Source organism: Wolbachia endosymbiont (group A) of Trypoxylon clavicerum (assembly GCF_947251665.1).
In the GTDB taxonomy this organism is placed as follows: domain Bacteria; phylum Pseudomonadota; class Alphaproteobacteria; order Rickettsiales; family Anaplasmataceae; genus Wolbachia; species Wolbachia pipientis.
Genome location: NZ_OX366374.1, coordinates 789,579 through 801,861 on the forward strand (window position 1 = coordinate 789,579; position 12,283 = coordinate 801,861).

The window sequence follows — 12,283 nt, forward strand, 5'->3', positions numbered from 1 at the left end:
GAAGATTGCTCTCAAATCGCAATGTTCGTACAGTTGTGTGTCTGGGCACTGGATGCGTTTGAAGCAACTTATAAGATTTTTGATTATATATCATCAAGTATAGCGTGATTAACCTCGACTTTATACTTTGATTCCAGATAGCTAATTAATTGCTCTTTTAGCGATATCATCACACGTTTTCCGGTGTCAAGCGTGTTTAATTTGCCATTTGATGAATGCATTTCTTTTAGAACACCTATTATAATTTCATTATTGTATTGAATAGGATCTGTCACTGAACCAGTTGTTTTCATATTGAAAATCTCTTCTACAAAAGAAAAGGGGTAGTTTTGTTGATCCACTTTATTGCGGTGCATCTGCTGACCTTTAACTAATTCCACACCTTGAATTTCTTCCAAATCTGTTTTTTCTCTTAGTTGAACTGCAACCTCTTGCCCGAATTTAAACATTCTTTCTTTTATAAACTCACTACGCCAAAGCTCTACCGCTAATGCCTTGCCTTCTTCAAAACTTTGCAATTTGGGTGGAACGATATCGACGATTTTTACACTAACAACAGCGTCCCCAACGCCCTTAAAATAACCTTTCTGATCCTTTTCTCGCGAAAAAATGAAAGAAATCAAATCACCAGAATCTCCTACGTTATTACCGCTTTGATCTTTTCCACTCGCATCTACTGGACCAATAGTTTGTATAGGTAAATTATATTCACTCAATATTTCTTCAATTTCTGAACCATTGTATATCTTATAGTTCACTTGGTTTATGAAATCATTGACTCTTTCAAAAGACTTTTGGTTAGTTAGAACTGACTTTATGTCTTTTTTTAAATCAACTAAGTCTTCATCAGAGATTTGATGCGCACTTTCCACTTTTACTATGTGCCAACCAAAACTGCTTGCTAAAACTTCACTTACTTCACCTACTTTGAGAGCAAATACCTTCTCTCTCACGTCTTCTGGTAAAAAATCCTTAGTTATATTATTTACTCTAGTTTCCTCAAGTTTTGCTTTGCCAAACTCTTCTACTATCTGTTCAAAGCTTGTTTTACCCTCCTCAAATGCTCTTCTTGCTGTCTCAGCTTCTTCTTTGGTAGAAAATATTGCATTGAATATATCTCTTTGATCTTTAAGTTCTTGTTGTTCTATTATACCATCAACTTCTTCATCTGAGATCTTGATTTGATCTTCAAAATACTTTTGGCCTAGGGAAATATATTGCGCAGTTCGATACTCAGGATAATAAAAATGGAATTTATTTCTTTCGTACAAATCAAGTAAGGCTTGATCATCTGGTTCAGGAATGTTTGTAACTGCATCTTCAGTTATTTTAACAATATCAACTACTCTAGTTTGGTAGCGACTTTTGTATATCTGCTCATCAATTTTCTCGCCAAAAGTTACTGGATAATTATCTTTAAATAATGAAGTCATGAACATCATTGCAGGCAGGACTTTCTCTAGCTTTGCTATATACTCTTTCTCTGTCATATGCAGGTCATTTAGCGTTTCATAGAATTTATTTTTGTCAAATTCACCTTTATCATTTTGAAAGTATTTGGTGTTTTTAATATGGTTTTTTATAGATTCTTCTCCAACTGTCAACCCCAGCTCACTAGTTAGGTTAAACAATAGTTTTTGCTCTATAAGTGCGTTAAGCAAATCATATTTCAGCTTTTTTACTTGTTCTCTACTCGCATCAGATCCAGAAATTTGCTTTTCATAATTTTGATATAGTGATTTATACTCATCTGACGTTATAACTTCTTTTCCAACCCTAGCTACCTCTTCTTTTTCATCATCACCTGATAAAAGGTTGCCAATTCCCATGAAGATTAACAAGCAAGCTAAAAGGACAACGGTTACTTTAGTGAAAAAATTTTTAACATTCATTTTAAACCCAGTTAATTAATGATTAATTATAGAATAGTGATAATTTAATGCTTGTAAACCTGTTGCTTTATTAGCTAATATATATAATATTACAATATATTAACTTAAAATTTAACTCTCTAATCTTAAATAGGAACATATGTTTAACTGAGTTATACTATACCTTAGGAAGGGGAAATATTTTGTTTGAAATATACTTAAAGGTAAGCGCATTTAATTAACTTAAGAGGTGGGAAGTGACAAACAAAAAGTTATTGAATGACAAAATTAATGCTTTTTTAGTTTTAATAGTTTATATTTTAGCTCTGTATAACAGTAAGGGATACTTTAAATGGGAGATGCTTTTTTGATGTCAATGGAATCTTCTAAGGGCAATAACGATAGAAATAAACAGTTTCTAGTGCAAATAGCTGCTTGGTTAGTAGACAACACTGGTTTAACTTTTAATCAAATAGCACAATGTTGCAGATTGGCCCTTGAAGAAGTACAAGACATAGCTGATGAGGAAATAGAAGTAGAAAAATATAACCCTATTATTTCTGGAATAATTACTGAAAAAGAAATCGATGATTGCAAAAAAAATCCAAATCGTGTACCAAATTTGATTATAAAAAATATAAAAAAAAGGAGTAAAGCGATTGGTAGCATTCTTGGCTTTGCCTCTACGGCAAGACGTAGAGATAAACCTGATGCGATTTATTATTTAGTAAAAAAATTTCCTATCTTGGACAATAACGTTATAGCTAAATTAATTAGTACAACAAATTACACAGTTGAGCAGGTAAGAGATGGATCTCATCATAACATGCAAAATATAAAACCCCAAGATCCTGTACTACTCGGCTTATGTAGTCAAGAAAATTTAGAAGCAGAAGTGGAAAAAGCAAAAGTAGAAGAGGAGAAGCAAGAAAGGTTAAAAAAATATAAAGAATAGCTATTGAAAATCCTCAAATTTTTGTGCTTTGTTAACATTAAATTAACTTGACTTGCTAGTGTTTATTAGTATAATGTAAGTAAAGTACGGGGTTTAATGATAATTAAGCTTAATACGCACTGAAACTAACTCAGCCTAATTTATTATCTTATAGTCACATTTTAGGTTAGTAAGCATCAATTAAAATTTTTGGAGGATTATGACAACAATCAATGAAGATGTTTTGGCAAAAGGAAAGGTTACAGCTCAACCTGAAAAAAGTGAGCAAATTTACAATAACGATACAGTAAAACAGATGGTCAATGAAGGTACTGAGAAAAACAGAAAAACATTAGATCTGAGCGAATTAAAAGAGAAAACAGCAGAAGAATTGTTAGAGTTAGCTGAAGAAAGAAAAATTTCAACTAACGGTAAAAGCAATGGTAGAATGCTAAAGCAGGAAATAATATTCAGCTTAATGAAAAAAATGAGTGAAGAAGGAGGCATAACCACAGGGAGTGGAATAGTGGAAATATTGCCTGATGGTTTTGGTTTCTTACGTTCAGCAAGTGCAAATTATGCCCCAAGTACCGATGATGTTTATATTTCTAACGGGCAAATAAAGAAGTTTAATTTACGTACAGGAGATATGGCATATGGAGAAATAAGGCCACCTGGTGATAAAGAGAGATATTTTACTTTAACTAAGGTTCAAAGTATAAACTCTACTGAAGTAAGTGAATTAAGAAAGTACGTCCATTTTGATAATTTGCTTCCTCTTTATCCTGAGGAAAGCATAGTACTTGAGTGTAATAATGGTGATGATAAAAAAGGCTTAAGCATGCGTGCTATAGATATAGTAGCTCCTCTTGGAAAAGGGCAAAGAGCGTTAGTAGTTGCTCCACCTCGCACAGGAAAAACTGTATTGCTTCAGCAAATGGCTAACTCTATAGCTATAAATCACCCTGAAGTAGAATTAATAGTGTTACTTATAGATGAAAGACCTGAAGAAGTAACAGATATGATACGTTCTGTAAAAGGTGAGGTAGTAAGTTCTACGTTCGATGAGCCTGCTTACCGTCACGTACAGCTTGCTGAAATAGTAATAGAAAAAGCTAAAAGAATGGTTGAGCATAAAAAAGATGTGGTAATTCTACTTGACAATATTACTAGACTTGCACGTGCTTATAATGCAGTTATTCCTTCGTCTGGGAAAGTTCTAACTGGTGGTGTAGATTCAAACGCACTGCAGAGACCAAAACGCTTTTTTGGAGCAGCTCGTAATATTGAGAATGGGGGTTCTTTAACTATAATCGCCACAGCTCTTATAGAGACTGGTTCAAAAATGGATGAAGTTATTTTTGAAGAGTTTAAAGGTACAGGAAATGCTGAGATCATACTTGATAGAAAACTTTCTGATAAACGTATATTTCCAGCTATTGATATTACAAAATCCGGAACAAGGAAGGAAGAGCTATTAGTTGATAAGGCTATACTAAATAAAATATGGGTGGTGCGTAGGATACTCAATCCTATGGGACCCGTTGAAGCAATGGAATTTTTACGTGACAAACTACTTTTAACAAAGAGCAATGCTGACTTTTTTAACTCCATGAATCACTAAAAGTAAGCCAGTTATGATGGATATGCTGAGCAAAAAGTAAAACGCTCTTATAGCTAAAATAATTTGGATTTACCAAAATATATTTATAGTTAAGTTGGCAATTTACCTTAAGTTAGCTCGTGACACTGGAATGACACCCTTGGTGGCAGACAGCTAAAGGAAAATATCAACTAGGTTTATAATCTATCACTACCGTGTTTGCAATTTTGTCATGAAAAGCTTGTTTATGTTCATCATCTACTGCACATACTAAAACTAGGCTCTGTGGACAAAATTTTAGAGAAGCCATACAAGAGCTCCAACAAAATTGAGAAAACCAATAAAAACCTCAGCAGTTTTATCAAATCTGGAAAAAATGCGCCTAAAATTTTTAATTTTACCAAAAAAACACTCAATCAAATGACGTTCTTTGTAGATATGCTCATCGTAATACCTTTGCACTTTTCGATTCCGTTTTGGCGGAATAACTACTGTACATCCCTTGTCTTCAAGACTTGTAACAAAGGCATTGCTATCGTAGCCCTTGTCAGCTACTACAGTAGAGTTATAGATACTTTCGGTCAACACTTGAGCCTGCGTAATTTCATTTCTTTGACCAGGAGTCAGAGTAAATTTAAGTGGATTTCCAAGTGCATCGACAAGCGCATGTATTTTAGTTGTAAAGCCACCTTTGCTCCTCCCTAAAGCTTCTTGATCCTTGGAGTTTTTTGTATATCCAGATGAACATGGATGGGCTCGGATGATCGTACCGTCGATTATAGCAACTTCTAAATCAGGCTCTTGTTTAGTATATTCAAGCAATTTTTTCCAGACATCTCTTTCACACCATCTTTTAAATCGCTTATGTATACTCCTGTAATTACCATAAGTTTTTGGTAAAAGTCTCCATTGGCAACCACTTCGCACTATGTACCACACTGCCTCTATGAATATTCTTAAACGTTTTTCATCTTTGCTGTGCATTCCTTTTACGCTTTTTATGAACTCTAAAATTTGTTTCCAATTTTCCTCTTTGATGTAATATTGCATATGGTAGTTTCTCCATTTTTTACCTATTAGGCTAAACTACCATCTTTTTCTCTCTTTTCATATTTTTTGTCCACAGAGCCTAGTTAGCTATTGATCGGGGTAGAACATATACTGGTATATCCAGAATCACATAAAGCGTCATTCAGGTTATATGATGGTCTGGATGTGTATTGCTGTGATTCTCCTATAGAATTTTCAATTTTCCCGTTAGTCTGCTTATTCGACACCTTTTAATAAACTAATCAGATTTGCTGGTGAAAAATTCTCATTAATATTATGAGTCTTCTTAAAACTTCGACAAATAACCGCAATCTTAGTATTGTTAAGTACTTTACTTCCACAATCTTCTATTTCCTTTAATAAACTAATCAGATTTGCTGGTGAAAAATTCTCATTAGTATTGCGTAAAATTGTGTCAATAAATATATTTTGCAATTCTTTCTTCTGAAAATACTCATTTATTATTTTTTTACGTGTGTCTGTGTCTAATGTAGGAATCTTAATGTGTATGGACAAACGACCTCCCCTAATAAGTGCCCTATCTAAAACACCTAAGTGATTAGTTGCAGCAATCACCGTCACACCTTTTCTAGATTCAAATCCATCCAATTCAGCTAATAAATTATTTAAAGATTCTACATTATTATCACTGCGTATTTTGCCAATGCTATCAATTTCATCTATAAAAACTATACAAGGAGTGTTTTTTTTTGCTTTCTCAAAAACCTTATTTATATTTGACACATTAAGCAAATCAGATCCAGAAACACTTATAAATGCAGATTTGAATCTAGTTTCACTTGCAATCGCCTTAGCAGTCATAGTCTTACCAGTTCCTGGTGGACCATACAAAATGTATCCTTCTCCATTTTCTAGAGCATCTGGTTCATAAATCATCATCAACTTTTGTTTTATATTGTTTGGAAGTATAACATCATCAAATGTTATCTTTCCTCTTTCTTCATCTTTTTCATAAAACTTCATCCGCAGCTCTTCTTTTACTTCAACTTTCTTTATGAGACTACCAAGCCTTTCTTCTAATTCCTCTTTTGTTATGAGACTACCAATTAGCTTTTCCATTTCATCGCTAAGCTTCTTACTTAGCTCTTTCATTTCACCTTTTGTTGTAGCATTATTAGCTTGCTTTGAAATTTCATCTAATCTTGCCGTGAAACTACTAATTAGCTCTTCCATTTCACCTTTTGTTGTAGCATTATTAGCTTGCTTTGAAATTTCATCTAATTTTGCCGTGAAACTACTAATTAGCTCTTCCACTTCATCTTTTTTTGCAGCACTACCAATTAGCTTTACAATTTCATTGTATTGACTACTAAGCCTCTTATTTAGCTCTTTTAGCTTTTTGATTTGAGGCTCTAAGCTTTGTATTATATTTTCTTGCTCTTTAGCTAATCCATTTTTTTCATTAGGTTCTGCTTTTTGTGCATCAAGCTTTTTATTCTGGCTGATCATTTTACATGAAAGTGCAAGCACCAAAATAGAAAGTATAGATAAACTCAAAGCAACAGGAAGAGCTACATTAAAGGCTGCAATTGGAGATAAGAATGCAACATAAGGAGCAACAGCAAGTGTCCCAGATGCAAGCAATACTAAAGTAGCAAGAGCACCAGCTATAAGATACGGTGCATTGGCTTTATTATATAAATCCCCCATTATTATTCCCTCATACTAATAATGATTACAATAGCATGGATATTAAAGGAAGTAAAGCTATAAAAATCAGTATAAGTCTATATTCACTATGTATTTTCCGTCTTCAGTTTCAAGCTCAGACTGCATCCACTCTATCGTTTCCGCATTGCAAACTGCCTGCAAATCATTCTGTGCGGATTGATTCAATTTGTCCTCTCGTAGATCTGCTTTTATCATCAACTTTTTTATCAGATGCTTAACTGATACATTATTATCTGCCTTTATCTTTCTGATAATGTTTAATATCTGAATAACATTATCTCCCATTTCCTCTGAATATTTATCGTAGATAAGTTCTTCTTTGCTCGGCCAATTACTTTGATTGTGTAGAGAATTATAACTATACAACTGGTGGTATATCTCTTCTGTAATGTAAGGCAAGAAAGGTGCAAATAACCGCAAAATAATATTCAGTACATACGCCAAGCTTTGTTTTGCACTTAAACTGCTTCCGTACGCACGTTTTTTTACTAATTCCAAGTAGTTATCACAAAAATCCTTCCAAAAAAATTCTTCTACTGCACTCAAAGCTTCGCAGTATTCAAACTGTAATAGGTTATTCATTGCTCTTTCTATAACTTTGTATAACTTAGACAATATCCACTTATCCATTGTCTCGTGAGCAGAATTTATGCTCATCACTTGATGCTTTTCCATGAACATGGAAACAAACTTGCTAGCGTTCCAAAGTTTTGTAACTAGGCGCTTGCCAATTTTGAATATATTTTCAGAGTAGACTGTATCAACTCCAAGCCTTGAGTTCGCTGCCCAATAGCGCACTACATCAGCTCCATAAGTTTCAAGTATTACATGAGGAGTGATGATGTTACCCTTTGATTTACTCATCTTTTTCTTATCATCTGCTAAACACCAACCGCTGATCATAATGTTTTTCCAAGGTAAAGAATTTGCATGATAATGTGCCTTTAAAATAGTATAAAAAGCCCAAGTTCTTATTATCTCATGGCTCTGGCTGCGCAGATCTGCAGGAAATATCGTATCATAGCGATGATTTGGTAAGCTAAACTCACTGTTTACTGCCAGTGCACTCAGTTGAGGAGTAATTGAACTTGTGGCCCAAGTATCCATTACATCTTGATCTGGGATAATCTCTTCTTTGCTATACCCTTTTGGCAAGTCTTTGAGTGGATCTATAGGCAGGTTCTTTACTTCAGCTAGAATAATTTTGCCTTCTTCACCCTTACGTTTGGAATACCACGCTGGAAATGGCACACCAAAATAGCGCTGCCTTGAGATGCACCAGTCCCAATTTAGTCCTTCTATCCACACTTCTATGCGTTTACGCATAGTAGCTGGATGCCAATTGCATTCTTTTACTTTATCTAACACTTGAGCTTTTTGCTCTAAGATCTTGATAAACCATTGATAAGTAGGCAATATCTCAAGTGGTGCACCAGATCTTTCTGCACACTTAACAGAATGAGAAATGTTAGTGCTTTCTATCAAAAGTCCTTTTTTAGTTAGGATTTCGATCATCCTCTTTCTTGCTGCTACAATTTTTAGTCCATTTATTTCATTTAGTATATCGTCTGTCATCTGAGTAGCTGACACTGGGATCCATTCTTCTTTCTGATCACACCCACCCTCTTTTGTCATCTGAGTAGCCCTTTCTCCTGTCATCCCAGTAGCCCCTATGGTGTCATCCCAGTGCCCAGACACTGGGATCCATTCTTCTTCTTTCTGACCATACGCTGACATGATATCTTCCTCTGTCATCGCTGGCATTGGCTCTTTTTCCTGGATTCCAGTGTCAAGCACTGGAATGACATCATAAAGGCTTATTCTCCCATCCTGATCGATGATAATTTTCATCGGTAGATTATGCTTTTGCTGCCAATATATGTCGAGTTCATCACCGAATGTACAACACATAACAAGCCCGGTGCCTTTATCTATTTTAACCTTATCATCTGCTATTATTGGAACTTTCTCCTCTGTTATTGGCACTACCGCTGTTTTTCCGATCAGATGAGTGTAGCGCGTATCCTCTGGATGACAAAAAACTGCAACGCATGCTGGAAGTAGTTCAGGTCGCGTAGTTGCAATATTGATCTGCTCATTTTCTTGAGTAGAGAAAACTATCGTATTTAAGGATGACTCAAAAACTTTATCTTCTATTTCTGCTTGCGCAATCGCGGTTTTATCAACCGGGTCCCAAAGGATGGGCTGCATTTTTCTATACGCATATCCCTTATTATATAGATCAATGAATGACATTTGAGAAAGCGTCACAGTTTCCTTGCTGATCGTGTGGTATTCCAAATCCCAGTCATAACTAATGCCAACCGATTTAAATAATTCCTTAAATTCCTGCTTTGATTTCTCAATAACCTCATGGCACATTTCTATAAATTTTTCTCTGCCAACTTCTTTTGCACGGGTTTTATAGGTTTGTTCAACCAATCTTTCAGTGGGAAGCCCGTTATCATCAAACCCAATTGGGTAAAACACATCTTTCCCCAGCATGCGCTGAAACCTTGCAATAAAGTCCGTGTGGCAATAGCTAAATATATGGCCAATATGGAGTTTTCCCGATATTGTCGGTGGAGGTGTGTCTATAGTAAAAGTGTTATCCTTTTCACCATTCCACCTGTAAACTTTACTGCCTTCCCATAATATGTTGCATTTGTCTTCAATTTCTTTAAAGCCGTATTTTTCTTTTAACATAAATATTTCTTAAGTTTTAAGCTCTAAGTTAGCACAATTACGGCAATTTTACGCCAAAATTTTTTGTTTACGAACATAAATTTTCTATAGACCTGCTGCGAATCAAGCGATAAAAAAAAGGAAAGGAGGGTGAATAAAATCAAGGTTAACTAAAAGGCGTGCTTAAGATTTACAATACCAGCAATAATATTGAACCTCAAGTTATATTTTTTCTGAAAATTGCGATAAACATTCGACATAATCTTAAATATCTTTATCTCTCGGATCTTATTTTCTACTCTCATTCTAAATGATGCTAACCTTCTATTATGCTCTTTCTGCTCTGGAGTTAATGGCTTTTTACGATACTTTTTATATGGAATTATAACATTGCTTTGCAATTTTTGCCAACCTTGATATCCAGAATCAGCATGTTTTATGCTATCAAGTGGTAAATATTTTTCTTGTTTCCTTATGCGAAAATCACTAATTCTACCACGGTATGACTTTGACACTGATAAAATTCTTCCTCCTTCTTCGATAATAATCTCAGTTTTCATAGTGTTGGTTCTTTTTTTTCCTGAATATGATTTCTTCCGTTTTTTACTATCTTCTGGCCTCTGTATTTGCTGTTCTGTAACATCAGCCAAAATCTTCAGTATTTTTTCTGGCGTCATACTTCTATCTTTTGTTATAGTCACTTTTTTGGCGAGTAATGGCTCTATTCTCTTAAGTAACCTACATACATTTGCGTTGTGCACATTGAATAGGCATCCTAAAAATCTATGTGTTATGTAAGTGCGATAGTACAAAATTACGCAAAACAACTTATCTTCCAGAGTTGGTAGTTTTGATCTTCTACCATGACACTTTTTCTGTTTTTCAAGTTTTTTCCATCCAGACCTCACTTTTTCTACTACTTTTTCGAACTCCTCTATACTTAAACCTGTTATATTACGAAAGTTTCTTGGGTGTTTTTTCATATTATAGTAACTAAAGCTCATTTTTTTTCCTTACTTGATCTGCTTATTCTTCTTCTACCCCTCTCACATCATTTTTTCAATCACCTTTTGCAGCAGGTCTTAGGCTATGATAAAAATATTACTTGACCTTAGGTTCTAAAGGTATTATGTGATGTTAATTATATATATTGAGGTTTAATATGTTTATGGAGATTAATGGTACAATAAAGGTTATCAATAATGAAATAATGCTTATTATAGCGCAAGATGATTTTAAAAAATTTCAAGAGTATGAAAACATTTCAAGTTCTAAAAAGTTTTATGCGGGTTTTTCACTAGGTAATAAGCAATTATATATTACCGGTTTGTTTGAAAAAGAAAAAAAAAATCAAGAAGATAATATTGTAATCATGCCTATATCTTCAGCTAACGAACAAGGTAGCGGAAAAACTTCTGCTACCGTAGCAGCCATAAAAGCCCTGTTAGGCCTTGATGATCAAAAAAAAGAAGTTAAGGTGCAGATGCTTAAACATCCCAGAAAACAAGTAGAAGAATTGAAAACTAAAACACAAGAATTACAAGATCAATTGGACACAGCTCAGCAGGAAAAACAAGACTTAGAAGCTGAAGTGGAAAAACTAAAGGCAATAGATTCTACAGCGTTACAGCAGCAGTTAGAAGAGAAAAATGCTAAAATAACAGAATTGGAAGCATTAGATGCTGTGGCGTTACAGCAAAAGTTAACAGAGAAAGAGAATGAAATAACAGCATTAAAAGCTCAACAAAATACACAAGAAGTTGCGGACTTACAGCAACAGTTACAAGCTAAAGATGATGAAATAAATAAGCTAAATGATCAAGTTCAGCAGTTGCAAGCAGCACCAAATGATACTGCTGCTCAGTTAAAAGCTAAAGATGATGAAATAACTACACTAAATGCTAAAATTCAAGAACATGAACAGCAAGTTGATACATTAGCTGAAGAGAAAGCTAAAGTAGAAGAATTAAATACTAAAATAACAGAATTGGAAGCATTAGATGCTACGGCGTTACAGCAACAGTTAGAAGAGAAAGATGATGAAATAACACAATTAAAAGCTCAAAAGGGTGCAGTTGAGCAGAAAAAAACAGACTTACAAACTAAATTGACTGAAGCTAAGAAGAAAAATAAAGAATTAGAAGATAAAATCAAAGCAATTCAGCAACCAAAACAAAGCAATGGAGCGAAGTATACCGCTACTGTTGGTATGGGTCTTGCTGCTGGACTGATAGCATTTACTGCACTTGAACGTACAGTTAAGTTAGAGATGTTAGTAATGATTGGTATAGCAGTAGCATCTGCACTCGTAGCCGGTGGTATTACATATGCAGCATTACCTAGTACTCAAGTGAATGGAGCGGAAGTGCAAGGAGTAAGTGGGGGAAAAAACAAGGTAGCTTAACACAGTTTGTTGAGCTGAGACGTACGTGTCAAGTAAAACACTTG

At 34.6% G+C, this 12,283-nt stretch carries 9 protein-coding genes; 3 read left to right on the plus strand and 6 right to left on the minus strand.

The window, feature by feature from the left end; genetic code table 11:
* Positions 1 to 83: 83 nt before the first annotated feature.
* Positions 84 to 1,892, minus strand: coding sequence for a peptidylprolyl isomerase (locus tag OPR60_RS04045; protein WP_265040077.1), 1,809 nt, complete (start codon positions 1,890 to 1,892; stop codon positions 84 to 86).
* Positions 1,893 to 2,223: 331 nt separating this feature from the next.
* Here OPR60_RS04045 and OPR60_RS04050 point away from each other — a divergent pair, with 331 nt between their 5' ends.
* Both OPR60_RS04050 and rho read left to right on the plus strand, forming a co-directional pair.
* Positions 2,224 to 2,826, plus strand: coding sequence for a cell cycle transcriptional regulator TrcR (locus OPR60_RS04050; RefSeq protein WP_010082495.1), 603 nt, complete (start codon positions 2,224 to 2,226; stop codon positions 2,824 to 2,826).
* A 199-nt stretch (positions 2,827 to 3,025) separates the two neighbouring features.
* Complete coding sequence (gene rho, locus OPR60_RS04055; RefSeq protein ID WP_007549497.1) at positions 3,026 to 4,429, plus strand: transcription termination factor Rho; 1,404 nt, start codon at positions 3,026 to 3,028, stop codon at positions 4,427 to 4,429.
* 166 nt (positions 4,430 to 4,595) lie between these two features.
* Here rho and OPR60_RS04060 read toward each other — a convergent pair whose 3' ends face one another.
* The 5 genes from OPR60_RS04060 to OPR60_RS04080 all read right to left on the minus strand — a co-directional run bounded on the left by OPR60_RS04060 (position 4,596) and on the right by OPR60_RS04080 (position 10,818).
* Positions 4,596 to 4,718, minus strand: coding sequence for a hypothetical protein (locus OPR60_RS04060; RefSeq protein WP_265040078.1), 123 nt, complete (start codon positions 4,716 to 4,718; stop codon positions 4,596 to 4,598).
* Positions 4,706 to 5,458, minus strand: a complete 753-nt coding sequence (locus tag OPR60_RS04065; RefSeq protein ID WP_265039632.1) for an IS5 family transposase — start codon at positions 5,456 to 5,458, stop codon at positions 4,706 to 4,708. The genes OPR60_RS04060 and OPR60_RS04065 overlap by 13 nt, the downstream gene beginning before the upstream one ends.
* Before the next feature lie 216 nt (positions 5,459 to 5,674).
* The gene (locus tag OPR60_RS04070) at positions 5,675 to 7,129 is read right to left on the minus strand and encodes an AAA family ATPase (protein WP_265040079.1); all 1,455 of its coding nucleotides are present in this window, start codon (positions 7,127 to 7,129) and stop codon (positions 5,675 to 5,677) included.
* Positions 7,130 to 7,195: 66 nt separating this feature from the next.
* The gene (locus tag OPR60_RS04075) at positions 7,196 to 9,856 is read right to left on the minus strand and encodes a valine--tRNA ligase (RefSeq protein WP_265040080.1); all 2,661 of its coding nucleotides are present in this window, start codon (positions 9,854 to 9,856) and stop codon (positions 7,196 to 7,198) included.
* A gap of 149 nt (positions 9,857 to 10,005) precedes the next feature.
* On the minus strand, positions 10,006 to 10,818 hold the full coding sequence (locus OPR60_RS04080) for a transposase (RefSeq protein ID WP_265040287.1): 813 nt from the start codon (positions 10,816 to 10,818) through the stop codon (positions 10,006 to 10,008).
* 185 nt (positions 10,819 to 11,003) lie between these two features.
* Here OPR60_RS04080 and OPR60_RS04085 point away from each other — a divergent pair, with 185 nt between their 5' ends.
* Complete coding sequence (locus OPR60_RS04085; protein ID WP_265040081.1) at positions 11,004 to 12,239, plus strand: hypothetical protein; 1,236 nt, start codon at positions 11,004 to 11,006, stop codon at positions 12,237 to 12,239.
* Positions 12,240 to 12,283 lie beyond the last annotated feature (44 nt).

Excerpts from the sequence above, each read along its gene's own strand:
- OPR60_RS04045 (WP_265040077.1), bottom strand. The coding sequence starts at position 1,892 with ATGAATGTTAAAAATTTTTTCACTAAAGTAACCGTTGTCCTTTTAGCT.
- OPR60_RS04050 (WP_010082495.1), top strand. The coding sequence starts at position 2,224 with ATGGGAGATGCTTTTTTGATGTCAATGGAATCTTCTAAGGGCAATAAC.
- OPR60_RS04075 (WP_265040080.1), bottom strand. The coding sequence starts at position 9,856 with ATGTTAAAAGAAAAATACGGCTTTAAAGAAATTGAAGACAAATGCAAC.
- OPR60_RS04070 (WP_265040079.1), bottom strand. The coding sequence starts at position 7,129 with ATGGGGGATTTATATAATAAAGCCAATGCACCGTATCTTATAGCTGGT.
- OPR60_RS04080 (WP_265040287.1), bottom strand. The coding sequence starts at position 10,818 with ATGAAAAAACACCCAAGAAACTTTCGTAATATAACAGGTTTAAGTATA.
- OPR60_RS04060 (WP_265040078.1), bottom strand. The coding sequence starts at position 4,718 with ATGGCTTCTCTAAAATTTTGTCCACAGAGCCTAGTTTTAGTATGTGCA.
- rho (WP_007549497.1), top strand. The coding sequence starts at position 3,026 with ATGACAACAATCAATGAAGATGTTTTGGCAAAAGGAAAGGTTACAGCT.
- OPR60_RS04085 (WP_265040081.1), top strand. The coding sequence starts at position 11,004 with ATGGAGATTAATGGTACAATAAAGGTTATCAATAATGAAATAATGCTT.
- OPR60_RS04065 (WP_265039632.1), bottom strand. The coding sequence starts at position 5,458 with ATGCAATATTACATCAAAGAGGAAAATTGGAAACAAATTTTAGAGTTC.